This is a genomic window from Vibrio sp. 1727 (assembly GCF_033344415.1).
Lineage (GTDB): Bacteria > Pseudomonadota > Gammaproteobacteria > Enterobacterales > Vibrionaceae > Vibrio > Vibrio alginolyticus.
On record NZ_JAWPOT010000002.1, the window covers coordinates 347,215 to 373,550 of the forward strand.

Genomic DNA, 26,336 nt, shown 5'->3' on the forward strand with positions numbered 1-26,336 from the left:
TCTATGTGTATCTTCTACCCATATCCCCACAATAACCAAGGAGAATGCCATGGATAAGCTACTCGCGTCTGCATTAGAAATTAAGCAGCGAACTATGGTGACTGGCTTTTTTGCTAGAAATGGATTCAAAATCGCTATGACCGATTTTGATGATGTCACTTTTGAGCGAGAAGGCGTGCAAGTTAACGTACATTTTGATCTGCAGTCAAACGCGGAGTCTGCATCTGTTTTATCTCATGAGGCATCAATCATTCCTGGCTAAAAACTTTTATTATCACCGATACACCAAGCCGAACATAAACGTTCGGCTTGTTAGTGACAAAAAATGATGAGTGCGAACAAGAGTTGTCGATCACTCGTCTAAATAGACGATTAATAAATCAGCTTCAACTTCGTTCACAACCTTTGGTATCGATGAAAAAAAGCGACTCAATAAGTTGTGATGATGACCACAGACAACTAAATCTATCCCCTCTTTTTTGACGATTCCCGATAGTTTTATATGAAGATCGCCGATTACTACCATGGTCTCGTTTACTGGGTATAAGCATTTATCAGCGAGCTCTTGCAGCCTTCTTTCCAATTCTTGCTCTTCCTTCGCTTCCATGACTATGCGATCAACATCTACGTGAACAAATGAGAGTTTGCTGCTTGAGTTATCTGCTTGCATTATTGCTTTTTCGATAACGGCTTGGCTAGATTTAGATAAGTCGACAGCAACCAAAACGTGCTTGTAACCCATCATTCCTCCCTTGGTTAGTTTTTGTTCTCATATTAAGTCTAGTCCACATAGAGCGAACACAACATCAAAACTACTGCTACTCATCCAAAGATCAACGATGTTTTCCCAATTTCTTCTCTAATTATCGGACTATTTAACAGGAAGGACGTCAGGAAACGTTACGTTGTAATAGGCGTTACTGCTCTTGATTTCTACTACTCTTGAGGTTTCATATTACCCACTTCAACGTCGCCTAGTTTAGTAAAACTACTTTAGGTTAAGCGTGTTCAATATGTAACGCTCCGCTCAAATCCAGGAGACGTATTTCGGCTAAAAAAGCAGCTCAATAAGATGAACTTCGATTCATCTGTTACATATGTCTGCGAGTGCTTACTGTTCTTATATCGCTTATTTAATAAGTCTAGTTTAATTACCGTTATAAGTTACGGTGTATCTTTTTTTCTTTTTTCAGCATAATCCTCTACCTGGGAACGAAGTCCTCTCGCACTTTGTAATTAAATTACAAGATTAATCGCAACCAATATGGTCGGCAGATTAAATGCCCGAGGTAAAGAATTGATATTATTGAGTTTAATTTATGAGTTCTTTAAAAAACGCCTAATTACCTGTGCTACGAAAACTAAGGTTAACACGATTGGGTAAAATTTTACTAACTCGCTATTTAGTCTTAAAGGCAATTGAACAAGATTAAAATCATATAGGTTTAGTAAATTGTAGTTACAGCGTAACTAGGGTGGTGTTTGGGAATGTAAAGGAATTGAAAATAGAAAGGCAAAAAAAACAGGGCGTATGCCCTGTCCATGAATTGATTAGTTTTGTTGCTGTTGTTTTTCTGCGTACTCAGAACGAATCCGTTCGGCAACAATTTTGATAGCTTCTGCAGTACTTGTGCCCTTCGCCATCAATTCTTGAATTCTCTCTACAGCTTGTTGTTGCTCTTGGTGAGATAGAGGGGGTAAATCGTCAAACATAAAAAGCTCCTCATTTTGAGGAGCTGACTATAACGATTCAATTAATAGGTAGCAAGGAAATTAATGGATGCACCCATAGCGTTCTCGTTTGTGTACTGAGCTGCGATATCCAATTCGAACAACTTAAGTGGAGACAACCCGATACCAGCAGTAATGGTTCCTTCGTCCTTACTTCGAGCTAAGTTCTTCATATACCCTGCTCGTAATGCCATTTGACGCAAAATATCAAATTCAATACCAGCTCGAATCATTTGCGTATTATCATCAAAGGATGAAAAACGTTTTTCTTCGTTAAGATCGTAGTCAACACTCATCGTAAAGTAATCGGCAACAATCCCTGCCCCAACGGTGTATACAGGACGCATGCTATATTCGTATGATTTTATCGTATCGCTGCCATATTGGAATGATTTTGTTTTAACGTCTCTTCCGATCAAATTTTTCGCTGAAATACCGAGACGATATGGGCCAAAGAACCAAAGTGCGCCTGCGTCTAAGTTAAACATCGTTTCCGCGGTCTCATTTTCACGTAAGTCTTTAGTATCAAAATTCTGAAAACTCGTGGCGTATGAGTATGTGTATATACGCTGAAGTTTAGGAGTAACACCAAAAGAAAGGTGTTGGTTCATGAAATTAGTGTATTTAGCAAGTGAAATACCAGCTTCAGCCACGCCAATAGAAACACCTTGTACATAGCTATCATCTAATGGATTAGTACCTGAGGTATCAACATTTGGTTGTACGAATGATTCAGTGTATAGCTTACCGTATACAGTTGCAGATAAGAATTTGTTGGGGATACCAATGGCAACGACACCACCAAGATCAAAGTCTGTCTTTTTCCCATCGATAGCATTCATCGATTTTTTGATTTCATCGACGTCTGTCAATTTGCTGATGCGTTCGATTTCATCAACTAGATCATATTGATCATCGTAGCTGCCACCAAAACTTGGCACGATCATTCCTGCATCGTCATTTCGGCGATAAATCGCAGTAAGAGCGGGGTTGAAAAAAGGCGCAGTTAGATAAGTTGCTGATACGGTACCAACGCCCCCCATTGCATCACTACGAGCCTCTATCGCATAAGTAGCAGCAGAAGCAGCATTAGCGAAAAGAATAGTAGCAACAGAAGTGGCAAGAATTTTATATTTGTTTTTCATACTACACTTATGATTTTAGTTCGTCCTGAACCTTTATCGGCACAAGTAGTATTTCTTTAACTATTCTTCCTGGGAAAGATCATAGGTTCGGCTAATAGTTTGAGCCTGCTCAACAATTATATCGCCCTGCCAACGGCGACTATTGATACTTACCGCCAATACGTATCTATCGTTTGGGACACCCGCTAGCTCCAATGAATTTGGATAGTTAGACTCGTAAGTCTTTTTCCACATTTGCTCGTACTGGCCATCAATGTAGTCATACAAACCGACTTCAAGTTGCGGTAATGGACAATGGGGATTACGAAGTGCGCTCTTTTCTACTTTCCAATTCTCTTTAGATGTCCAACGAACATATTGAGAAGAGTTTGAATCTCCAAGTATTACCCAAGTTCGATACTCTTGTTTATCAGTAGAAACAACGGTTAAGTGATATAAACCAGCTTCAAGTTTACCTGTTAAGTTATAGCGTTTCGAGTAGCTACGCTCGTTGGCAAGTTCTGTCCCGCTCGGCTGTTGTTCATAGCTGAATGAACTGTCCGCGGATATAGAATCATCCACCCATCGATTAAATGAAATATTTTCGATGTCAGTTGTAGCTCTTAGCTTGATTACCAATCTAAATGTATCTCGCCCAGGGCTTTGAATAGTCTGACGAATAACGTTCACACCACTTATCCAATCAGGCAGCGTTACACCAGTGAGAGCCTTGCCACAGTTTCTAGATAGTGACTGACCAAGAAGATCATTAAGGTGAGGAGTCAAATCTTTACTTGGTTCCGTTTGCCAGAGTTCAACAAGAGAGTTGAACATACCCGCAAGATCATCTTCAAGTAAGTGTTGATGTGCCTGTGTTAAAGGCGTGTTAGTTTGAAACCAGTCCATTGCATGGACTGGTTTCACTAACGCTAATGAGAGAACTACAGGGAGTAGTATTTTCATTACGACTTATGCTTTCATCTTGTAGCCAACACCACGAAGTGTTTCAATTTCCAGTCCTGGCAGTTTTTGACGAAGCTGTAGTACATGTGTATCAACCGTACGTGTTGTCGGGAAGTGATTGTAACCCCAAACGTGGTCAAGTAGCTCATCACGAGTAAACACGCGACCTAAGTTTGACGCCAAAAAAAGCAGCAAATCAAACTCTGTTCGAGTAAGCGTAATTAGCTCGTCTTTATAAGTCACTTCACGAGTCGAGCGGTCAATCTCTAAGTCTTTTGTAATCACTTTATCAGCGTTGCTTTGTTCTGCTGAATCCGGTGCTCGTAGCTGTGCACGGATTCTCGCAAAAAGCTCCGCCTCAGCAAAAGGCTTTGTTAAGTAGTCGTTCGCGCCGGAATCAAGGCCTGCAACTTTATCTTTTACGGTAACAAGTGCCGTTAACAAGATAACTGGTACGTCTTTAATCTGTTTCCATTCTGGGAGACATTGTACAGAGTCACCATCTGGGAGTTGGCGATCGAGAATTACCAAGTCAGCTTTTTTCCATTGTGGCTCTACGTCTGCAATACGCTCCACATGTAAACACTCATATCCTGCTTGTTCCAGGCTTACTAACAGGCCGTCAGCCAAGTTTTTATCGTCCTCAACGAGAAGCAGTGTCTGTTTCACAAGGTATCTCCAATATAAAAGTTGTAGGTGGTCCCATTAAGGACATTTTTCCGCCCATGCGGCCTACCATAGATTCAACGATTGTTAATCCAAGTCCTAACCCGCTCTTACTTACGAACGGTTTCTTCAAATTTGCCCAATCTTTAGCCGTTAGGCCTCCTGCATCTCGGACTTGGAATACTATTTTTTCTTCACTAGTTGAGACATCCAATTCAACCGGTGCGACACCGTACTTAAGCGCATTACGAAGCAAGTTATCGATACAAGTTCCTAACCAGTACACATTAACTTTAGCAGCCACATCTTCATTGATGTTAAAAAGCACGGCACTATCAAATTCTTCTTCGATCTTAAATTCTAACCAATCTGCAACGGATGGTACCCAGTCTGTTGCAAGCATTTGGTTATCAGATTGCAAATAATCTTTACTTGCTTCTGCCAATTGACGCAGGCGGCGCGTATCTTCACACAATCTGCGGAATTCGTCATACACACTTTCAGGCAAATGCTCGAACTCTCGACGAAAGCCTTCAACCGTTAGTGACAGAGATGCAATCGGTGTTCTGAGCTCATGCGTTAAAATTTGCAACACGAGCATTCTACTACGTAGTTCTTCTCGCTTGCTATTCCAACGGTACACCGCCCAACCAATCACCAAAAGAATATTGGCGATTACCAGTATGATCATACTGATCCGCAAAACTTGCGAGTGATCTTCTACATCCCAACAAATATTGCCTCGTTTAACAAAGCAACTTTTGCTTTGAGAGGCTAGAGCGTATGACAGACCCGCATTCGCTACGTTCTCTTGCCAGATATCTTTCTCGAAAACAAAGTAACGGTCACCACGTCTTAGCCAAAGTTCGTTACCTTCAATAAACATGCTCGCGCCCGCAATCAAAGCATTAATGGCGTCGTCATCCATGTTTTTCAAGCTTTCTAGCAACTCATCCCCTTCCTCGTTATCACGCTCTTTTATATGCATGTACTGAGATAGTTTGGGTTTGAGTTCTGGATACTTATCCACATAACGTGCCGCGTACGTCCCACCACCAGGGTGAATGAGACCACTACGCGAGAACCAACGAGGTGTCAGCTGCGTCCCTTTACAAATCGCTCTTGTAAATACTAAAGGCTCAGTAATTAAAGGACTTAATGGTAATTTGCCACGACAAGTATTCGCCAAGCTGTAAAGCTGTTGGATATCTTTTAACGGATAGTCAGACGTTTGCGGCAGAAGCGAATCTGGCGCAAGTAACTTGGTAGGATAATTTGATTGCAGAATACGAATATCGTACGACTTAAGAGCTACTTCATAGTTAAATAGCTCTGTAAACGTATCTATTCTTTCTGGTAGTGAATCGGAAAATGCAGGTGCCGAAAAAAGCGGCAATACAGTTGCAAAACCGAGCAAAAACTTTTTAATCAAACTGTTACCGTCACTTGTTACATTAGCCAAAACTATACATCAATCTACAAGCAATTGACATCTGCTAACAGAAGGATTTGCATTACTATAACATTGAAACGGAACAAAAAAGGGCCAGCGATTGCTGACCCTGTATAGTTTTAAATCAAGAATGGTTAAAGTGCTTTAAAAATAGACTCAACACTTTCTTTCGCATCACCGAATAGCATTGATGTATTTTCTTTGAAGAACAGTGGGTTCTGTACTCCTGCGTAACCCGTATTCATTGAGCGCTTGAATACCACTACGTTTTTCGCGTTCCATACCTCCAATACGGGCATACCAGCGATTGGGCTGTTCGGATCTTCCAGTGCGGCTGGGTTGACCGTATCGTTAGCACCGATAACCAATACGGTATCGGTTTCTGCAAAGTCATCATTGATTTCATCCATTTCAAGAACGATATCATACGGTACTTTTGCTTCAGCGAGTAACACATTCATATGCCCCGGTAGACGACCCGCTACTGGGTGAATCCCAAAGCGAACTTCAATACCTTGTGAACGAAGTACATCAGTAATTTCATGAACAGGGTATTGTGCCTGAGCTACTGCCATGCCATATCCTGGAGTGATGATTACTGATTTTGAGTTCTTCAACATCTCTGCAACTTCTTCAGCCGTTGTTTCACGATATTCGCCCTGCTCTTCGTCACCTGAAATCACTATCTCTTGACCAAAACCACCGGCAATAACACTGATAAACGAACGGTTCATTGCTTTACACATGATGTAAGAAAGAATCGCACCTGATGAACCTACCAAAGCACCTGTTACAATCAATAGATCATTTGCTAGCATGAAACCTGCTGCCGCTGCTGCCCAACCTGAGTATGAGTTCAACATAGAGACAACAACTGGCATATCAGCACCACCGATTGAAGCGACTAAATGGTAGCCGAATGCGAACGCGATCAAAGTCATCACAATAAGAGCGAACATGCTGCCATCTGCTTTTACGAAGTAGATCATAAGAAGCGTAGAAATAACAACCGCTGCGAGGTTCATTTTGTGCTTATGAGGCAGGTTAAGTGGCGACGAAGAAATCACACCACGCAGCTTACCAAATGCGACAATTGAACCGGTGAAAGTTACGGCACCGATGAACACACCCAAGAATACTTCTACAAGGTGGATAACATGCTCAGCATGTGTTGCTGCTTCTGGCGCATCTAGGTAACTGTTGTAGCCAACTAAAACCGCAGCTAAACCTACAAAGCTGTGTAGAATCGCAACCAGTTCTGGCATCTCGGTCATTTCTACTTTCTTCGCATAGAAAATACCGATCGCACCACCTATCGCCATCGCGATAATGATCCAACCAAAACCTTGCGCATCTGGGCTAAAGATCGTCGCTATCAGCGCGATCGTCATACCAGCGATACCGTAGTAGTTACCATTACGAGCAGACTCTTGCTTTGAAAGTCCCGCCAAACTCATGATGAAAAATAATGCAGCAACAATGTAAGCTGCTTGTACTAATCCTGCAGACATTGTGACTCCTATTTATCTTTGCGGAACATTTCAAGCATACGCTTGGTGACGGTGAAACCACCGAAGATATTGATACTCGCGATCAATACGGCAATAAAAGATAGGAATGAAACGACGCCATTACCTTGTCCAATTTGCAGTAATGCACCAACGACAATAATGCCAGAGATAGCATTCGTTACTGACATTAGTGGAGTATGAAGTGCATGGGTAACATTCCATACTACGTAGTATCCGACAACACACGCTAGAACAAATACAGTAAAGTGAGAAAGAAACGCTGCCGGAGCAACCGATGCAACCCATGCAAAGGCTCCAACAGCCGCTGCCACACCAATAATTTTCTTCGTTGGAGACGTAGGTTCTTCTACTTTAGGCTCTGGCTTCGCAGGCTGTTCTTGTTTCACTTGCGGCTGAGCTGAAACCTGAATTGGTGGCGCTGGCCAAGTAACTTCACCTTCTTTCACCACGGTAATGCCACGGATAACAACATCTTCAAAATCAATATTGATGTTGCCATCTTTCTCTTTACACAGCAGTTTTAGAAGGTTAACAAGGTTTGTCGCGTAAAGCTGAGAAGATTGTGTAGGCAAACGACCAACCATGTCAGTGTAACCAACAATTTTTACCCCGTTATCCGTCATGATAACTTGGTCTTTCACTGTATATTCACAGTTACCGCCATTAGCGGCTGCCAAGTCAACAATTACACTGCCCGCTTTCATGCTGTCGACCATTTCTTTGGTGATCAACTTCGGCGCAGGTTTACCAGGGATGAGCGCGGTCGTAATAATGATATCAACATCTTTAGCTTGCTCTGCGTATAATTCTGCCGCTTTTTTGTTGAAGTCATCAGACATTTCTTTTGCGTAGCCATCCCCAGAGCCTGACTCTTCTTGAAAGTCAACGGTCAGGAACTCAGCGCCCATCGATTCAACTTGCTCTTTTACTTCTGGGCGGACGTCAAACGCACGGACAATGGCACCTAAGCTACCTGCAGCACCGATAGCCGCCAAGCCAGCGACGCCAGCACCCGCAACCAATACTTTCGCTGGAGGTACTTTACCGGCAGCCGTAATTTGACCTGTAAAGAAACGACCAAACTCATGAGCTGCCTCAACCACTGCACGATAACCAGCGATATTAGCCATCGAAGATAGCGCGTCTAAGGCTTGTGCACGTGAGATACGAGGAACGGAATCCATGGCAAGAACGTTAATGTTCTTACTTGAAAGTTGTTCCATCAACTCAGCATTTTGAGCCGGCCAAATAAAGCTAACCAGTGTTGATCCATCTTGCAGTAACGCAATTTCGTCAATGCCTTGCTCATCATCCACAATTGGCGCATTAACTTTTAAAATAAGGCCAGATGCCCAAACTTCTTCACTAGAAACGATTTTCGCACCAGCTGCTTCATAAGCGGCATCATCGAAACTCGCTAGCACCCCCGCTTGGGATTCAATCGCGACATCGAATCCCAATTTTATTAACTGCTCAACCGACTTCGGCGATGCAGCCACTCGCGATTCACCCGCGAGTATCTCTTTAGGTACACCGATTTGCAAAACGCATACTCCTTGTATACATATCAATAAATTAGTCCCAAAACAGAGCGTCGCTCTACTCTAATTCTTTTTTATTTCTATCTGTTTACCACGCAAGACAATTGCAAACGAAAGATGATGTTTGGGGACACCCATTTGCACAATAACACCTTGACTAACAGCCCTGTTATTATTCTGTTTGTATCGAACGCGTCTCATTACTTCAAGTGTTTTGTAATTTAAATACTAAATTTCATTACATATAACGCTAAGTAATGAATGATTGTCGCTCTGTGCTCGAAAAATAACAACGCAACACCGTACTAGACTGAGGTCTAACCAGGTAACGATTAAATACTGACTTAACAGAGATTTAAGCGTTAAAAAGAAAGAACCACTAGCATATACACTAATGGCTCTTTTTAAGATGACTGGAATCAAATTGCAGTAAATTGCTAGTCGAAGATTTTATCGCCCATTTGATCAATAAACATTTGAGATTTCTTCAACATAAGGTCATTGGCATCTTGCTCTGAGCCAAGTAAATCGGAGCGAATAAACCGATGTGTTTTCACTTCATCATTGTCATGCTTTTCTATTCGACCAGCGATGCGATATTGTCCGCCCTCTGAAAGGCTCTCTGGGTAAATAAAGAAACCTTTATACTCAACTGGCTCGATAGTTTTAGCTTCAGCGGTTTTCTCACTACCACCAAACAAACGCGAAAAAAATCCCACGATTCCTCCTTGGGTCAACTCACTAGTCAACTGAGCGACTCTTACTTGATATTAACGTTAAGGATCGGTTTTTCATACCAATCCAACTCTTTGTCATCATCATAACTAGTATGGGAAAAAATTACAGGCACATCATACTCTCGGTTCTTACGCCTGTCTTCTTTCACCATTTCTGCGGCGTTTTTCACCGCTATATCCGCGCTTTGCTTAAACTGGCTTAATTTTTGTTCAGGAAGTGAAGACAAAAAATCAATATCATGACGGATATAGACAGGCTTGAGCTGGATAAGCGCAAGGCAAGCAATATCGGCTAACTGTTCGTTGTCATACTGTTCTAAAAATTCGGGCAAACTGAGAACCTGGCCTACTAATGTTTCCATGTAATTGTGCACATCTGAGCTTATCTGCATCTGTAAATCTCCTTTTTCCTATGAAATGAGTATAGCAACGACTTGTTTATAACAACTTATTGATTGCTCTTAATTTAATCAATCTCTCTCTTTTTGCCGTAATGTCTTCCAAAATACTTGGGAAAAGGAACAAATAGACGTATTCTTGCTAGTTCTCAAAGTTCGAAATTCAATAACGGATAAATATCCATATTGATAAAACGATTTACCTAACCAATTATATAGTCAACTATTTTCAGGCAGTTTGTAATAGATGTCCTCATCGTCAATGACTTCATCAGGCTTCAGATTCTTATTCCCTTTTTTGCTACTGGGCATAGTGAGTTCGGGCATGGACAGCATTATTCAGATGACTCAGGCAAACTGGGGCATTGCCGCAAACTTGCCGTACATACTATTAGGTTGTGCGCTACTCCTTTGTTATTCATTTAAGCAAGGCAGAGAGTCCATGGTGTGCTTGGCAATGTTGCTAGCCTATTTCGTGATACAGCACCGCCTACAAGTCCCGCTTCAAAGTGGTACCGCTTTACTTGAGCTAACCATTTTAGCCACGTTACTTCCTGTCTCGTTTCTTACGGTATTTTTGTTTAGTAAAGAAGGTTTTGACTCTAGAGCCATGTTGACTTACATCTTGATGTTAGCAATGTTCGTTCTTTGGTCTTATCTAACGCTAGCATATTACGTTGAAGGAGGGTTTGAACAATGGACAAGCGGTATTTTATTTATTGTACCTACGGTCTCTAAACTGCCTTTAATTCTTGTTTTATATTGCGTGGGTATTGTCTGTTTTCTTGGAATCCTTGTTTTAAAGAAGAATGAAATTATTCATGCGATGACCTACTCTGCCATGGTATTGGCGTCTGCGACGTTCATTTTCTTTGATGTGCAGTACATATCAAGCACCATGTTTACGCTAACAGGGCTGCTTATCATTATTTATGCCGCTTCCGCTAGCCATCAACTGGCTTTCACCGATAGCCTAACGCTGATTCCAAGCAGACGTGCACTTGATCTCGATCTAAAACACATGGGTAAGAAGTTCACGATCGCAATGCTTGATGTTGACCATTTTAAAAAGTTTAACGACACCTACGGTCACGATACTGGTGATGACGTTCTAAAAATGGTCGCTTCGCGCCTCACTAAAACCCCAGGCGGCGCAAAAGTTTATCGATTTGGCGGAGAAGAATTTACCATCGTTTTTAAAGGCAAATACGCTGACGAATGTAAGAACTTTTTGGAAGAAGCTCGCAAATCGATTGCAGAATACGAGATGATATTACGCGATGAAGAATCTCGCCCTGAGAACCATAAACAAGGACAAAAACGTCGTGGTAGCAACAGTTCGAAAAGAAAGTCGGTTTTTGTTACCGCAAGTTTCGGAGTTGCTGATAGCCGGAATGGGCAAGCTCCTCTGGACGTTATTAAATCAGCGGACGAAGCACTTTACAAAGCGAAAAAGGCCGGACGTGACTGCATAAAGCTTCGTTAGACCCTCACCAATCGTGAAAGTTAACGAGCTTGTCTGGGTTTAAAACAAAACCGAACTTCCCCATCAGCATAATAACTGCACTCATCGTTGCCACTATCCCGATGTTATCTATCTAATCAAAGGTATAAGGTATACGCCCGATTGCGACATTCCGTTCGCACTGTTTGCCTATCTTACTTTGAGTTAACTTTAAAATAATTACCAAAACGTGACAACGCAACAAAAAAGTGGTATTCATAAGACTTTGTTTTAAAAAGAATTAACTACAGTATGTGTGTTTCTTCCCAAAGATTTTGATGTATATAGTGCTTTATCAACGGTTGCATACAAGTCTGATTGCACTTCTTTCCCTGTTGGTTGAAAAACAAAAACACCCTGTGACACTGTCACTCTATTTGACACACTAGAATACTCATGTGGGTAATCGAGAAAATACATAGCCTCTTGTATACGCTCGGCTTCTCTTTCTGCTGTTTGAGTGTCGGTACACCCTAGCAACACAACAAACTCTTCTCCACCATATCGACCTACATATTCCCCAGAGCGACAAAACGTCGCCTTTAGTTGATTCGCAATCGCTTGCAAGCAACGGTCGCCTTCAATATGACCGTAATTATCATTAAACGGTTTAAAAAAATCGACGTCCAATAGAATCAAAGCCATTGGCATATTGTGACGGCCATGCCATGCAACCATCGATTCCAACTTATGGTCGATATAACGGCGGTTATAGAGTTTGGTTAGGCCATCTTCATTCGCTTGCTGAGTCAAAAGTTGATTAACTTGCTCCAATTGAGCTGTCGCTTGCTTAAGCTCTCGTCTCATATGAGCAATACGCTGCATTGCGATAAGTTTAGAGTTCAGTACCAGTTTATCTACCGGCTTAATTAAATAGTCATCACCGCCCGCGTCTATGGCTTTAGCAATCATTTCTGGCTCTTCGTGACTACTCAAGAAAATAATAGGGATCCAATCCGGAAACGTTTCTCTTATATGAAGAGAGACTTCAAAACCGTTCATATCTGGCATTGATATATCGAGTAACACCAGTTCCGGATCAAAACTCTCGTAGGTATTTAACGCCTCTAGTCCACTACCTACGGCTTTTACAATATGTCCAAGTTGCTTTAGACGAATAGCCAACTGCATCCTGTCTAGCTGAACATCGTCAACCAGAAGGATTCGCATCGATGTCCCTGTCGGTTGCATAACGCGTTCCATTTTTAATTATGTCTTTATTAAACATATACCATACTCATAGAGTTGTTGCATTCGACTCATAATTAAGTGCTATATTTTTGTTTGAATATCACGGAATCCATTGCATAAAGCAGTTAGACTGGACGTTACCCTATCTAATCATGGCCTGTGAGCAGAAGTTCAACAAACTCATTCACTTTGGTCATCTTGTGGATTAATGGGTATAGCTATTTGATGCATTTGGTATTAATATTCCCGCCTTTTTGTAATGAGAGACACACCATGTCAGAAGCAACTAACAGCGAAAGCAAAAAAATCGATCTAGCCAGCATTTCTCCAGAGCTACGTAAAGTTATCGAATTTGACGAAGTTCCAGAGCAAATGTTCGAAATGGTTACCTCTATCCATGAAGTGTCTGAAGAAGCGGTACGTGAATCATGGGACGAAATGCCAGCAAGTGCACAGAACATTCTAGACAACTTTGAACAGTTTCATGCTCTAGTTTCTGTAGGCCAAGCATTCGCTGGTATTAATGTGATGGAAGAGTTTCCGACTCTTAATCTGCCAGAAAACATGACAGATGAAGATAAAGAAGAATACCGTGCTCAACTACTTGATAATGTGCTTCACAACTGTGTGAAAGACATGGTTAAGCAACTTAAGAAAGCACGTCGTGACCCACTTCTTAAGCGTGAATTCAAAGAAGTATTCGCGAAGTAATTCCGACATTCTTCTAGTAACAAAGGCCGCACTTTGCGGCCTTTTTTGATCATGAAGCGTAAATCAGTCTAAACGGTTAATGAGGCGCTAGTGCCATATCTTTTTGTGTCACACTGACACCTTTAATTTGTGCAAAAACACGGCTACCAACTTTTAGGTTGAGATCATCAAGGGCCCACGGTGTGATCGTTGCCCACAAATAACATTTCTCGTCTAGCTTGAGTGATACATTAATACTCTGCTTGTCATCGGCTGCGTTAAACGCCTCGATGGAATCGACAATAGCAGGCAAAATATTTCGAATCGACGTCGCCTTGGGTTGCTCGAGCGTGATAGAAACGTCGTTGGCACGCACTTGCAAGCGTATTGGCGTGTCTGGTGTTCCGTCGATCTTTTGCACCCACAGGAATACATTAGGTGCAAGGCTGATACAAGTCAGTGCATAACGTGCATGATGTTCAGCAATCCGGCCTTCAAATAAGCTGCTTTGATCTGAGAAAGATTGCCATGGACGCATAGCATGAGAAGCCCACACTTCCTCAAGCTTACCTGAACTCGAAATTTTACCTTGGTCAATAATTGCAAGGTGCTGAGCAAGCCTTAAAATTTCCTGGAGACTGTGTGTGACATAGATAATAGGGATATTTACCTTCTCCGACAACTCCTCAAGAAAAGGCATTACCTCACGCTTTCTTGGCATATCGAGTGAGGCAAGTGGCTCATCCATCAAAAGCAAATTGGGTTTAGATAGCAATGCGCGCGCAATCGCAACACGTTGCTTTTCACCACCAGAAAGTGATACCGGAAAGCGCTTTAGTAACGGTTTGATAGACAAGAGTTCGGTGACTGCATCAAAATACTCGTCATCTTTTTCTTTAACGCCATATAACAAATTGCCTTGAACCGAATAGTGAGGAAACAGACGTGAATCCTGAAACACATAACCAATACCACGCTTGTGCGTTGGTAGGTTGATTCCCTGTTCACTGTCAAACAAAACATGCTCACCAACCGCAACATACCCTTGCCTTGGAGTGACCAATCCGCTGATGATGTTAATCAACGTCGTTTTACCTGCACCAGATCGTCCAAACAAGGCACTAATTCCATTACAGGGTAACTTAAGTTTGATGTCGAAGTCAGTCTCACCAAGCATTTGTTTAAATTGGACTTTAATCGTCATTGCTTCGCACCCAATCTGCTTGCCGCTTTACGATTTAGCCATTCAGAGATCATTAATGTAGACAAGGCTAACGCGATAGAAATGATACACAGACGAGCCGCCTGCATTTCTGCACCTGGCGTTTCAATAAAGTTGTACATTGCCAGCGGAATCGTTTGGGTCTCACCCGGAATGTTAGAGACGAAACTGATCGTCGCCCCGAATTCGCCAAGACTACGAGCAAATGACAGCATCGTGCCCGTAATAATTCCGGGAATGGTCAGTGGTAACGTGATGGTGAGAAACACTTTTAAAGGAGAAGCGCCTAACGTAGAGGCTGCGTGCTCCAATTTAGGGTCGACGCTATCTAAGCTTAAGCGTACTGAACGAACCATCAAAGGCAAAGCCACGACAATACAAGCGACTACTGCCCCTTTCCAATTAAAGCTAAATACTACCCCTAAGTTTTCATAGAGCCACTTTCCAAGGACCCCTTGTCGTCCTAAAGAAATCAACAATAAATAGCCGATTACCACTGGCGGCAATACCAGTGGTAAATGAATTAAGCTATCGAGAATCGATTTACCAAAGAACGTTTTTCGAGAAAGTAGCCAAGCAAGAAAAACGCCGAGAGGAATCAGCCAAAGTACTGCGTACGCGCCTACTTTGAGGCTTAACATTAAGGCTTGGTATTCCAGTTCTGTCACGCTTCGTTCCTATAATTGAAGGCCGGTTTATTGCTGAAAGCCATATTGAGCAAAAACGCGTGCGGCTTCGTCCGATTTTAGGTATTGGAAGAACTGCTCCGACTCAGTAGAATCATTCACAATTGCAGCCGGGTACACAATAGCCGCATGCGTATCACTCGCAAATTCGCCGACAATTTTGACTTTATCAGTTAACTGAGCATCGGTTTTGTAGACCACACCTAAAGGCGCTTCTCCACGTTCAACCAACGCCAAAGCTAAGCGCACATTCTTTGCTGGTGCGACGTGAGTTTGAACCGCTTTCCATACACCCAGTGTAGTCAATGACTCTTTCGCGTACATACCAGCAGGTACTGACGTCGGATTGCCTAAAGCAAGACGATTTCCATGCAATGCCTTCTCCCATGCCTTTGCATCAGAAAAGTTAAATGAGGTTAATTCTGAAGACTGGGGAGCAATCAACACTAAGCTATTGCGCACTAGATTTGTGACATTGTCACGAAAAATGACGTCTTTATCGACCAAATAATCCATCCATTTCGTGTTCGCAGAAATGAATACATCCGCTGGTGCGCCATTGATAATTTGTCGAGCGATAGAAGAAGAACCACCATAAACGGGAGTGATAGAAACGTCATACTTTTCTTCAAAGTTTTGCGCGATCTCGTTAATCGCATTCGTCATAGAAGAGGCTGCATACACTTTTAGGTTCGTTGCTGCGTTTGCTGAAAATGAAATGCTTAATACTGCCGCAAGGCAAGCATGCTGTTTCCATGCTTTCATAGAGATACTCCAATACAAGGCAAGCGAAAGAACAGGTTATTTGAATATAAAGTTCAATCAGTTAATGTGCTATTTAAACAAAAAATCAAGGCGCATATGTTGTTCTATCGCATCTGCGATGCGATTAATGCCTTGCTCCTTTAACTCTTCAAAGTCTTGTTGTTTGATTTGGGTGCCGTTTACCCATTCTGATACCAGGCTTAAGACATCTGCCTCGTCAAAGAACCCGTGAAGGTAGGTTCCCATGATTTGGCCACACTCGCTGATCGCCCCCTCCGCTTCACCGGAACTGAATGTAAGAGGTTGCAGGCCCCGTACTTCACTTCGCCCTACGTGGATTTCATAACCCTTTACATTGGCTGTTTTGCCGTTAAGAGAAAGCTGTGCTTGTGTGTTTGTAAGCTGTTTGCTGTTAGTTAGCGTCGTAGTGATATCAAGCAACCCAAGTCCTTCGCTTTGACCTGGTTGGCCTTCGACGCCGTTTGGATCATCAATCAAGTTTCCAAGCATCTGGTAGCCGCCACAGATACCAATCACTTTTCCACCAAGACGAATATGACGCAAGATATCGTTATCCCACCCTTGGCTTCTTAGATACTCCAGATCGTCTCTCACTGATTTGGTCCCAGGCAAAATAACCAGGTCGGCTTTATCTATTTTTTCGCCTTTACCTACATAACGTAGATTGATGTCTGGATTCAATCGCAGCACATCAAAATCAGTATGATTACTAATCCGGGTTAAAACAGGCACAACAACATTCAGTTTTACCTCAGAGTGCAACTCTTGCTGCGCAGTGATCGCGTCTTCTGCTTCTAAATTCAAACCATGGAGAAAAGGAAGTACACCAAGTACAGGTTTACCTGTTTTTTCTTCTAGCCAATCGAGGCCCGATTGCAATAAACGAATATCACCTCGAAAACGGTTGATAACAAATCCTTTTACTCGCGCTTGTTCAGATTCAGAAAGTAGCGCAAGTGTTCCGTACAAATGTGCAAACACTCCACCACGATCAATATCAGCAACAATGATCACTGGTACATCAGCGGCCTCAGCAAAACCCATGTTTGCAATATCGCCTTCTCGTAAATTGATTTCAGCAGGACTCCCCGCGCCCTCGATAATGATCGAATCAAATTCTTGAGTCAGACGAGAGAAGGAATCTAACACCGTATCCATCGCCACTTTCTTGTAATCATGAAAGCCAGCCGCATCCATATTGGAAATCGCCTTACCCTGCAAAATGATCTGAGCACCTGTATCACTGTTAGGTTTAATTAAAACCGGATTCATATGTACAGTTGGCTCAATATTACACGCCTGTGCCTGAACGGCCTGTGCTCGACCTATTTCACCGCCATCTTTGGTTACCGCACTATTTAGTGCCATGTTTTGTGGCTTAAATGGGGCAACATTTATCCCTTTTCGTGCTAATACACGGCATAAACCTGCCACAAGGACACTTTTTCCGGCATCCGAAGTGGTGCCTTGAACCATTAAAGATGGGATCGCTGATTTCATGAATGTTTCTAAGGAATAGAGGAAGATGAACAATCATAACGTCATCGTCCCCACTTACTCAAGCAAATGAATAGAATATGAATGTTGAAATCATCATTGGTTCAAACAAGCCCTGTTTTAATGACCCCATCAAAACAAACCGATGAGGATGTAACATGAAAAAGAATACAATTATCGCAACAATCGCCGCCTTAGCTATTGCTCCTTCTATCGCGTTCGCGAAAGATAACGCTCAAAACCAATCAAACTTGCAGTTTAACGGTCCTGTCACTGTGGAAAAATTGGATGCCTTGCTAAACGACTCCAATATGTTTACTGAAAAAGATGTGGTCGTTGAAGGTAACTTATTGCGTCAAGTTCGCGCGGATAAGTTTGTCTTTAGCGATGGTTCCGGTGAAGTGATGGTCGAACTCGATGACGATATTCAGCTAAATACTCCGATTGATCACACGACTAAAGTCCGTCTGTTTGGCGAATTTGAAGGCGGGAACAAACCAGAGATTGAAGTCGAACAACTCGTGGTCATGTAAAACAAACCCCGATTGCTGTGCATATCAACATGATGTAGTGACGATTACAGCTAAATAGTGACGGCAAGCACTTAAAATGATAGCTTTATCAATCTTGGTCTGCTTTTTGCAGACCATTTTTTTGTTCATTTTAATCATCTTGCCCGGAGACACCATGCTAGGTAAAGCTCTAAAGGTTGCAGCCTTTGGTTTGTGTGCTATTTTGCCACTTTCCGCACACGCAAATAATTTCAACTACAACACGATGGAATTTCGCATGGGCACTAGCCCTGGTACATTTGGTGGCGAGTTCAATACCTACTTTACAGAGAATACCCATTTCATTGCTCGCGCAGACAGTGAATTCAGCGGAGACTGGGACATTGCTGGTGGTATAGGCTTTAATGGGCCAGCAGGCCAATTTGCAGATATTTATGGCCAAATGTTGGTACACAACATTAAAGAGAACGGCAGTGATAAAGTGGGCGACGAGTGGCGCACGGAAGTGAATATTGGCACTCGTATTTGGTTTATGCAAAATGTTGAGCTACATGGCCGTATCGGCCAAATCATAGATAATGACGATTCGAACACCATTTACAATCTGGGCGCACGATTCCACTCAACTCAGCAACTATCGCTTGGTGCAGATTTCAAAAATAATGGTGTCTATGGCCAGCAAATTGTAATGTCTGCTCGTTTTGCATTTTAGTGGACATGACTATGACTATGACTACCAGGGCATCACAAGCAAGCATATGATTCAATAAAAATGGCCTCCAATTTTGGAGGCCATTTTTTGTTAATCACGAATTATTAGCTTGTAGCAGAAACTAGCTGTAATACATCAGTTTTTAGCGGTTTTTTTAGGTTTATCTTGCACATATTTTTTCGATACATCTACAACGGCGATATCTCTAAAAAAGCTTCGACCAAGCAAAATTGGAAACGTCATATGTCCGCGATCGGCTAACGTAAACTCTGTCTTTTCTTTGTGATCCCCAACGGTAATGTAGGCTTTTACCACCGCTCGTTTATCCACCTCTTCTGACGAAGACTGCTTAACTTTAGCCCAGCGCTCAACGGGTACTTTAAATTCTTTGGTGTCTTTGTCACCTAAATCTATCTTAAATTTAACCCAGTCTTTACCATCACGCTCAAACGGAACAATGTCAGTCGCACTAATTGATGATGTTGTCGCACCTGTATCGACTCTAGCCTTGAAAGTCTGGTCAATTTCAGGAACATAAACCCACTCTTCAGAACCAAGAATTAACATACCATCGGGGGTTTTTGTGACCTTGACTGGCTTCTTAGGCTTTGGTTCCGGCTTTTTCTCAGGTTTCGCTTCTGGTTTGGGCTCCACCTCAGGCTTTGGATCTACCTCAGGTTTCACTTCTGGCTCGACTTTAACGGGCTCTTCGACCTTTGGCGGCTTTGGCTCAACAGGTTCCTGCGTCGTTTGAGTTGACGTACAAGCAATTAAACTGCCGCTCATCATAAGCGGCAGAATCAGTTTCCAGTTTTTCATCCACACTCCAATTAAGCTTGAGATACTTTCTTAATTGCGTCCGCTACGTATGGAATATGAGTTTCGGTAAGTCCGGCAATGTTAATTCGACCATCGCCAACACCATAAATGCCATAATCTTCACGCAGTTGCGCCATTTGGTTTCCACTAAAGCCTAGCACAGTAAACATGCCTTTGTGACCCTCAATGAAATCAAATTGAGCTGTATTATGGTTGTTTCTCAACTCGTTACACAAACTTTGACGAAGGCTAACCAAACGATGTTGCATTTCACTCAATTCTTGCTTCCAAACGGAAGTGAGATTGTCATCTTGCAGAATGGTCTTAACTAAAGCTGCACCATGGTCGGGTGGCATCGTGTAAGTCGAGCGAGCTAGAGTGAGGAGTTTACCTTTTGCATTGGTTACATCATGCATGTTCTTACCAACCACAATCGCTGCACCAGTTCGTTCACGGTACAGACCAAAGTTCTTCGAACATGAAGTAGTAATCAACATCTCTTCAACGTTATCTGCCATAAAACGAAGACCTTTTGCGTCTTCTTCTAGGCCATCACCGAAGCCTTGGTAGGCAATGTCCACAAATGGGATGAAACCGTTCTTCTGCGACAATTCTGTAATGGCTTGCCAAGCAGAGAAGTCAATATCCGCACCAGTTGGATTGTGGCAACAACCATGAAGAAGTACCACATCTGAAGGCCCAGCTTTCGCAAGATCATCCATCATTTTTGCGGTGTCTACTTGTTTCGTTTCCGAAGAGAAATAGTGGTAGAACTTAACTTTAAGGCCTGCTGCTTCCATTACTGGCTTGTGGTTTACGTAGCTTGGGTTGGAAATCCAAACCGTCGTATCTGGCTGTGCGATCTTCATCAGATCACCGAGCATACGCAGCGCACCACTTGCACCTGGCGTTTGAATTGCTGCAACACGATCCATTGCAGACGTTCCCGTCAGCAGCAAATCGATCATGCTTTTATTAAATTCTTCGCAACCCGCAAGACCAACATAAGACTTGGTTTTTTGAGTTTCAACAACGACATCCTGCGCCATTTGAATGGCTTCCATAATCGGCGTTTCGCCTGCGCTGTTTTTGTATACGCCAATGCCAAGGTCAACCTTGTTTGGACGTTCATCGTTACGGTATGCAACGGATAGAGATAAAATAGGATCTAATACGGGAGTTGGGAGATTAGAAAACATGAAAGTCATAACCCTTTGAAATTCAAGTACCGAACCTCACGTTAACACCATCGCAAAAAATGACGAAATGATTTTTCACTTATTTCATCAATTAGAGAACAAAATTCTGGATTGCGGTGAGTTTTGTGCGCTCTATCGTTTAGAAAAAGAACGATTCACTCCTCGTCGTACCAATCCACTCTACCGTTTTTTCTAAACTCTCTTGGTGTCATGGTCGACCACGCTTTAAAACGTGTACTAAAGTTAGCGCTGGTCGGATATCCGACTATTTCTCCAATATGCTGAATTGGCCATTCTGTTGAACGAAGTAACCTAGCAGCATATTCCATGCGCATACGCGTTAAATGTGCCATTGGGCTTCGACCAAACTGCTTTTGAGTCAGTCGATGCAAATGAGGCTCCGAACATGGATATAGAGCCGCTACCTGCTCAACGCTCCAATCCTTATGGAGCTGACGTTGGACAAGGTCAAATACACGCCGAAGCCTCAATTGGCTGCGTGATATCGACTCTGAGGGCGGCATGTTTAACATCAGCTCTAACTGAGCCACACTATGCTCACCTACCGCACCACCATAATCGATTGGAAGGTGAATGCTGCGTAGTAGTGTTTGGATACATGCATACATCACTTCAGGTGTAGATGAAAGCTGGTAGCGAACATCGCATTCTAATATCGGCCACTCTCTATCAGGAGCCAGAAAAAGCCACGCGATCTGCCAAGGTTCTTCTTCTATACCAAAACCGTTTTCAACACCTGCGGGTACTGTAATCAACGAGCCCGGTTCCAAATCGTATCGACAAGCCCCACTCTCTAGCCACCCTTTACCACGTACCGTATAGAGCAGCATGTGTTTCTTTTGGTTTTTACGATAAACAGAGAAGAAGTCACGACAAGTGGCAATGCCGCACTGCACAATGCCTCTCTCCTCAAGTGCTAATACTCGACTGTGATCAATAAACTCTTGATAAGTTTTTTCTGAAATCGCGTAGCGTTCTTGTTTATCTTCCATGATTTATTGCTCACATGTGCGTTAGTAGAGAGTTTTACAAAGGTTTTGGATTCCTTTGAAAAATACACCGCCAAATCATGAGGATAAACTACTCGCATTAATCTTTAAGGAGAAATGCGATGCTCTTAACACGCGAATACATCGATAAAGCATTTTGGCAAAAGCTGATTACGATTGGCCTACCTGTTTCACTTCAGTCCATGCTTTTTGCTTTGCTCGGTGTCGTGGATATTTTCATGGTAAGCCTACTCGGAGAATCTGCAACGGCAGCAGTTGGAGTTGGAAATCGTATCTTTTTCTTCAACCTAGCGGTTGTCTTTGGCCTGTGCGGTGCAGTTACCGTACTTGCTTCTCAATACTACGGCTCAGGAAACCTAGCCGGAATTCGCAGAACTTTGGCGCAATCTTGGTTTATTTCCATTTTGGTGACGCTGCCGTTTATCGTTCTTTATGCGATTTTTGATGAAGAGATCGTCTCTTTTATGTCAGACGATCCTGAATACGTCACTTATGCAAGTGATTATCTTGTGGTTACGGGCTTTAGCCTCATTGCTACGGCGATAGTAGTACCGATTGAAGCGGTATTGCGCTCCGTGGGCCAAACCAAACTGGCAACCAACGTTAGTATCTCCGCCATTGTCGTTAACGTCGCGCTTAATTATGTTTTGATTTTTGGTTTATTTGGTTTCCCTCAATGGGGCGTATTTGGTGCAGCCGTAGGTAGTTTTGTTTCTCGATTTTTCCAAACCGCCGTCTTGATTTATTTTTTCTACAAACGATATGCTTACCTAATTCCGACTAAGTTCGATTGGGTACAAGGCCGCTTAAAACAGTATCGAAAAAAGTACTTTAAGGTTTCTTTACCCATGTTGGTCCACGATGCGCTTTGGACTGGTGGATTGATCGTTTACAGCATCATCTATGGTCAATTGGGCGTTTCAGAACTGGCGATCATCTCATTCTTATCACCGATTGAAGGGGGTACTGATTTCAACCTTTATGGGATTTGCGGTCGCTGCATCCGTTCTTCTTGGGAATGATATTGGTGCAAAACATTATGACCGAGTCGAGAAAACGGCGTGGTGGTATGTGTTAACCAGCGCAATCTTAGCCACCTTGCTGTTTTTCCTAGTGTGGTTGAGCTCGCCCATGATTCATCACCTATTGGTACTGAGCCCGTTAACCGATGCAGACATGGCACTTAACGTATGTTTAGTCATGGCGCTAGGTATGATTTTGAGGGTGTTTAACATGGTTGGGATTGGCGGCGTACTAAAGAGTGGCGCTGATATTCGCTATAGCATTTTCATCGACACGTTCGGTCAGTGGGCTATTGGTGTCCCCCTTACTTATTACACAGGCATGGTGTTAGGGCTGCCTTTGCATTTTGTCTTGATGTCTCTGCTCGCGGAAGAGTTAGTGAAAGGCGTACTGACGACTTACCGTATTCAATCTAAACGTTGGATAAATAATATGGTTGAAGATGACCAATCGGTGACAGCGTAACCAAAAAGACATTAACGAACTCACACCAAAAGGGCTCACCCGTTATGCACGCGTGAGCCCTTTTTATGTGCGGAGAATGCTTGATTAGATGTCCGTAAAGCGATGAATGATTTGGTTTGAACTGCCACGCCATTCGAGATTGAGGTCTTTCTTGTCTTGTTCAAACTTACCATCAATCAAAACATCGATGTATTGCACCACTTCCCTTTGCGCGTCATTCAGTTCCGTCAGCGTGTAGCCAGTCCAAACCCAAATGTCTTTACCTGGGCACTCCTCTCTCACCCTTTTCACTATCTTCAAAATATGAGGCACATTAGCAGGGTGAAGCGGATCTCCACCCGACAACGACAAGCCACGGCGTTTGATACGCGTGTCGTTTAAGTCAGCGATGATTTTGTCTTCCGCTTCTTGCGTGAAAAGTACACCAGAATCCAAACGTTGCGTCGACTGGTTATAACAGCCACGGCACTGATGCACACAACCCGACACAAACAGCGTGCAGCGTGTACCCGGTCCGTTAACAACGTCAATTGGATAGTATTGGTGGTAATTCATAATGCGTCTCTGTGTTATCGAGAAAGAGAAAATCAACCTGTTTAAAGTTGATTTTCATTATTGGGTTTGAGCTTAAGTAAACCTTACAGGTGCTTAACTCGACGCTTCACTTCTTCTTGCTTACCGAAGTTAAACGGGCGTGCATCTGGGCTGCCTAGATAGCCACAAACTCGACGTGTTACTGACACTTTGGTTGAATCATGGTTGCCACAGCTTGGGCAAGTGAAGCCTTTACTTGTACAGTCAAACTCACCGTTGTAACCACACTCGTAACACTCATCAATTGGCGTGTTAGTTCCGTAGTAAGGCACTCGGGTGTAACTGTAATCCCATACGTTTTCTAGTGCTTCAACGTTACGTTGCATGTTCGGGAACTCGCCGTAACAGATAAAGCCGCCGCTTGAGATTTCTGGGTAAGGCATCTCAAAGTCGATCTTGTCGTATGGGTTCACCTTCTTCTCAACATCTAGGTGGAAGCTGTTGGTGTAGTAACCTTTGTCTGTTACGCCTTCAATTACGCCGAACTCTTTCGCATCGATGCGGCAGAAACGGCTACATAGGTTTTCACTTGGCGTTGCATATAAGCTGAAGCCATAACCTGTTTCGTCAGCCCATTGATTCGCAGCATCTTTTAGATGCTTGATGATCGCGACCGCTTTTTCACGCAAAACAGCGTCATCATAAACGTGCGCTTCTGTACCGAATAGCGCGTTAATTGTCTCATGTACACCGATGTAACCAAGAGAAATAGACGCACGACCGTTCTTGAAGATATCTGCGATTGAGTCGTCTGCTTTCAAGCGAACACCACATGCGCCTTCCATGTATAGGATTGGGGCCACGCGTGCTTTCACGTTTTCAAGGCGAGAGATACGTGTCTCTAGTGCTTTACGAGCAAGACGTAGGCGGTCATTTAGAAGCTCGTAGAATTTCTCTTCGCTTCCGTTTGCACGGATAGCGATACGAGGAAGGTTCAAGCTCACGACGCCAAGGTTGTTACGACCTTCGTGAATCAGCTCACCGTTTTCTTCGTAAGTACCAAGGAAGCTACGGCAACCCATTGGCGTTTTGAATGAACCGGTTACTTCCACTACTTTGTCGTAGTTAAGAATGTCTGGGTACATACGCTTAGACGCACACTCAAGCGCAAGTTGCTTGATGTCGTAGTTTGGATCTTCTGATTTGTGGTTCAAACCATCTTTGATGCCGAATACAAGTTTAGGGAATACCGCTGTTTTACGGTTCTTGCCTAGACCTGCAATACGGTTCTTCAGAATCGATTTCTGGATCAGGCGGGATGCCCAGCTTGTACCAAGACCAAAACCGAACGTAACGAATGGGGTTTGACCGTTCGCTGTATGCAGCGTGTTTACTTCGTATTCTAGAGATTGAAATGCGTCGTAACACTCTTTCTCAGTGCGCGCTTTTGCGAACTCTTCTGGCTCAGCAATGTTCCACTCTTTTGCAATCTCTAGGTGTTTCTCGTAGCTTGTGATTACGTACGGTTCTAGAACCTCATCAATACGGTTGATGGTTGTACCGCCGTAAATGTGGCTCGCGACTTGAGCAATGATTTGTGCTGTTACCGCTGTTGCAGTCGAAATTGATTTTGGCGTATCAATCTCAGCGTTACCCATTTTAAAACCATGCGTCAGCATGCCTTTAAGATCGATAAGCATACAGTTAAACATTGGGAAGAACGGTGCGTAGTCTAAATCGTGGTAGTGAATGTCACCCACTTCGTGCGCTTGAACCACATCGCGAGGAAGAATGTGCGTCTTCGCGTAGTGTTTCGCTACGATACCAGCCAACAAGTCACGTTGAGTCGGAATTACTTTGCCGTCTTTGTTCGCGTTCTCGTTGATTAGATCCAGATTACTTTCTTCAATCAAACCTTCGATTTCGCGAGTTAGTGCACTTTGCTTCTCACGAGCGATGTCGCGATCGTGGCGATATTCAATGTAAGAACGCGCTAGGGCTTTGTAAGGACCTTGCATGAGTTCATTTTCGACTAAGTCTTGAATCTCATGGATGTGAACTTCATCGTGTTCTCTTAACTGTAACTCGACAGCAAGAGCCACATTAAGAGCATAAATAGCGACATCTCTATCTTTGTTTTCCGCTGCTGCTTCAACTGCTGCTTGGATACGATCCCTGTTGAACGGAGCTCTTGATCCGTCGCGTTTGATTACGATTGGTTTCACCTTGTTCTCCTTACCCGAGCATACTCACAGAGTTATCCACAAACACACTATATGGGGTTATTTTTTATTCTAGCAACACAATATATTGTGGCGTA

25 protein-coding genes and 1 pseudogene are annotated in these 26,336 nt (G+C 43.0%); 6 read left to right on the plus strand and 20 right to left on the minus strand.

Annotation, left to right across the window (positions count from 1 at the left end; genetic code table 11):
- Positions 1–49: 49 nt before the first annotated feature.
- Complete coding sequence (locus tag R8O10_RS03915; RefSeq protein ID WP_005376260.1) at positions 50–262, plus strand: hypothetical protein; 213 nt, start codon at positions 50–52, stop codon at positions 260–262.
- Positions 263–352: 90 nt separating this feature from the next.
- On the opposite strand, the gene R8O10_RS03920 is transcribed toward R8O10_RS03915, so the two are convergent.
- The 10 genes from R8O10_RS03920 to R8O10_RS03965 all read right to left on the minus strand — a co-directional run bounded on the left by R8O10_RS03920 (position 353) and on the right by R8O10_RS03965 (position 10,139).
- Complete coding sequence (locus R8O10_RS03920; protein WP_042520919.1) at positions 353–742, minus strand: universal stress protein; 390 nt, start codon at positions 740–742, stop codon at positions 353–355.
- Between the two features lie 809 nt (positions 743–1,551).
- Positions 1,552–1,713 carry a YoaH family protein gene (locus tag R8O10_RS03925; RefSeq protein WP_005376257.1) on the minus strand — a complete coding sequence of 54 codons (162 nt, stop codon included), beginning with the start codon at positions 1,711–1,713 and terminating at the stop codon, positions 1,552–1,554.
- A gap of 41 nt (positions 1,714–1,754) precedes the next feature.
- Positions 1,755–2,876, minus strand: coding sequence for a conjugal transfer protein TraF (locus tag R8O10_RS03930; RefSeq protein WP_318191118.1), 1,122 nt, complete (start codon positions 2,874–2,876; stop codon positions 1,755–1,757).
- A gap of 60 nt (positions 2,877–2,936) precedes the next feature.
- Positions 2,937–3,818 (minus strand): DUF2861 family protein, encoded by an 882-nt coding sequence (locus R8O10_RS03935; RefSeq protein ID WP_318191119.1) that lies wholly within the window; start codon positions 3,816–3,818, stop codon positions 2,937–2,939.
- 6 nt (positions 3,819–3,824) lie between these two features.
- Positions 3,825–4,487 carry a response regulator transcription factor VxrB gene (vxrB, locus tag R8O10_RS03940; protein ID WP_005376251.1) on the minus strand — a complete coding sequence of 221 codons (663 nt, stop codon included), beginning with the start codon at positions 4,485–4,487 and terminating at the stop codon, positions 3,825–3,827.
- A complete protein-coding gene (gene vxrA / locus R8O10_RS03945) occupies positions 4,462–5,916 on the minus strand; it encodes a sensor histidine kinase VxrA (RefSeq protein WP_025767766.1) in 1,455 nt (484 codons plus the stop codon). Before vxrA ends, vxrB begins: the two co-directional genes overlap by 26 nt.
- Positions 5,917–6,071: 155 nt before the next feature.
- Positions 6,072–7,448, minus strand: a complete 1,377-nt coding sequence (gene pntB / locus R8O10_RS03950; RefSeq protein ID WP_005376248.1) for a Re/Si-specific NAD(P)(+) transhydrogenase subunit beta — start codon at positions 7,446–7,448, stop codon at positions 6,072–6,074.
- An 8-nt stretch (positions 7,449–7,456) separates the two neighbouring features.
- The gene (locus tag R8O10_RS03955; protein ID WP_033907060.1) at positions 7,457–9,013 is read right to left on the minus strand and encodes a Re/Si-specific NAD(P)(+) transhydrogenase subunit alpha; all 1,557 of its coding nucleotides are present in this window, start codon (positions 9,011–9,013) and stop codon (positions 7,457–7,459) included.
- Between the two features lie 434 nt (positions 9,014–9,447).
- Positions 9,448–9,729 (minus strand): HlyU family transcriptional regulator, encoded by a 282-nt coding sequence (locus tag R8O10_RS03960; protein WP_017634616.1) that lies wholly within the window; start codon positions 9,727–9,729, stop codon positions 9,448–9,450.
- Between the two features lie 41 nt (positions 9,730–9,770).
- Positions 9,771–10,139, minus strand: a complete 369-nt coding sequence (locus R8O10_RS03965) for a late competence development ComFB family protein (RefSeq protein ID WP_005376241.1) — start codon at positions 10,137–10,139, stop codon at positions 9,771–9,773.
- A 253-nt stretch (positions 10,140–10,392) separates the two neighbouring features.
- Between R8O10_RS03965 and R8O10_RS03970 the strand changes: the two genes are divergently transcribed.
- The gene (locus R8O10_RS03970) at positions 10,393–11,631 is read left to right on the plus strand and encodes a GGDEF domain-containing protein (RefSeq protein WP_318191120.1); all 1,239 of its coding nucleotides are present in this window, start codon (positions 10,393–10,395) and stop codon (positions 11,629–11,631) included.
- Between the two features lie 249 nt (positions 11,632–11,880).
- On the opposite strand, the gene R8O10_RS03975 is transcribed toward R8O10_RS03970, so the two are convergent.
- The gene (locus R8O10_RS03975) at positions 11,881–12,840 is read right to left on the minus strand and encodes a diguanylate cyclase (RefSeq protein ID WP_017634619.1); all 960 of its coding nucleotides are present in this window, start codon (positions 12,838–12,840) and stop codon (positions 11,881–11,883) included.
- Positions 12,841–13,113: 273 nt separating this feature from the next.
- On the opposite strand from R8O10_RS03975, the gene R8O10_RS03980 reads away from it, so the two are divergent.
- Positions 13,114–13,551 carry a DUF3069 domain-containing protein gene (locus tag R8O10_RS03980; RefSeq protein WP_005376232.1) on the plus strand — a complete coding sequence of 146 codons (438 nt, stop codon included), beginning with the start codon at positions 13,114–13,116 and terminating at the stop codon, positions 13,549–13,551.
- 76 nt (positions 13,552–13,627) lie between these two features.
- Here the strand turns inward: R8O10_RS03980 and modC are convergent, their stop codons facing one another.
- From modC to R8O10_RS04000, 4 genes are all read right to left on the minus strand, one after another.
- Complete coding sequence (modC, locus tag R8O10_RS03985) at positions 13,628–14,734, minus strand: molybdenum ABC transporter ATP-binding protein ModC (RefSeq protein ID WP_085569024.1); 1,107 nt, start codon at positions 14,732–14,734, stop codon at positions 13,628–13,630.
- Positions 14,731–15,420, minus strand: coding sequence for a molybdate ABC transporter permease subunit (gene modB, locus R8O10_RS03990; RefSeq protein WP_054575444.1), 690 nt, complete (start codon positions 15,418–15,420; stop codon positions 14,731–14,733). The genes modC and modB overlap by 4 nt, the downstream gene beginning before the upstream one ends.
- Before the next feature lie 27 nt (positions 15,421–15,447).
- On the minus strand, positions 15,448–16,203 hold the full coding sequence (modA, locus tag R8O10_RS03995; RefSeq protein WP_017634622.1) for a molybdate ABC transporter substrate-binding protein: 756 nt from the start codon (positions 16,201–16,203) through the stop codon (positions 15,448–15,450).
- A gap of 69 nt (positions 16,204–16,272) precedes the next feature.
- Entirely contained in the window at positions 16,273–17,724 is a 1,452-nt protein-coding gene (locus tag R8O10_RS04000; protein WP_047101159.1) for a cobyric acid synthase, read from the minus strand.
- A gap of 155 nt (positions 17,725–17,879) precedes the next feature.
- Between R8O10_RS04000 and R8O10_RS04005 the strand changes: the two genes are divergently transcribed.
- Both R8O10_RS04005 and R8O10_RS04010 read left to right on the plus strand, forming a co-directional pair.
- Positions 17,880–18,254 carry a YgiW/YdeI family stress tolerance OB fold protein gene (locus R8O10_RS04005; protein ID WP_005376220.1) on the plus strand — a complete coding sequence of 125 codons (375 nt, stop codon included), beginning with the start codon at positions 17,880–17,882 and terminating at the stop codon, positions 18,252–18,254.
- Between the two features lie 154 nt (positions 18,255–18,408).
- Positions 18,409–18,945, plus strand: a complete 537-nt coding sequence (locus R8O10_RS04010) for a hypothetical protein (RefSeq protein ID WP_017634623.1) — start codon at positions 18,409–18,411, stop codon at positions 18,943–18,945.
- A gap of 135 nt (positions 18,946–19,080) precedes the next feature.
- On the opposite strand, the gene R8O10_RS04015 is transcribed toward R8O10_RS04010, so the two are convergent.
- From R8O10_RS04015 to R8O10_RS04025, 3 genes are all read right to left on the minus strand, one after another.
- Complete coding sequence (locus tag R8O10_RS04015; RefSeq protein ID WP_318191121.1) at positions 19,081–19,764, minus strand: ATP-dependent zinc protease; 684 nt, start codon at positions 19,762–19,764, stop codon at positions 19,081–19,083.
- Between the two features lie 11 nt (positions 19,765–19,775).
- Positions 19,776–20,963 carry an amino acid aminotransferase gene (locus R8O10_RS04020; RefSeq protein ID WP_318191122.1) on the minus strand — a complete coding sequence of 396 codons (1,188 nt, stop codon included), beginning with the start codon at positions 20,961–20,963 and terminating at the stop codon, positions 19,776–19,778.
- A gap of 155 nt (positions 20,964–21,118) precedes the next feature.
- Positions 21,119–21,976, minus strand: coding sequence for an AraC family transcriptional regulator (locus R8O10_RS04025; protein ID WP_213907658.1), 858 nt, complete (start codon positions 21,974–21,976; stop codon positions 21,119–21,121).
- A gap of 119 nt (positions 21,977–22,095) precedes the next feature.
- Here R8O10_RS04025 and R8O10_RS04030 point away from each other — a divergent pair.
- Positions 22,096–23,482 (plus strand): annotated as a pseudogene (locus R8O10_RS04030) (MATE family efflux transporter).
- An 84-nt stretch (positions 23,483–23,566) separates the two neighbouring features.
- Here the strand turns inward: R8O10_RS04030 and nrdG are convergent.
- The gene (nrdG, locus tag R8O10_RS04035; RefSeq protein ID WP_005376213.1) at positions 23,567–24,037 is read right to left on the minus strand and encodes an anaerobic ribonucleoside-triphosphate reductase-activating protein; all 471 of its coding nucleotides are present in this window, start codon (positions 24,035–24,037) and stop codon (positions 23,567–23,569) included.
- An 83-nt stretch (positions 24,038–24,120) separates the two neighbouring features.
- Entirely contained in the window at positions 24,121–26,241 is a 2,121-nt protein-coding gene (gene nrdD / locus R8O10_RS04040) for an anaerobic ribonucleoside-triphosphate reductase (RefSeq protein WP_318191123.1), read from the minus strand.
- Positions 26,242–26,336: the final 95 nt, after the last annotated feature.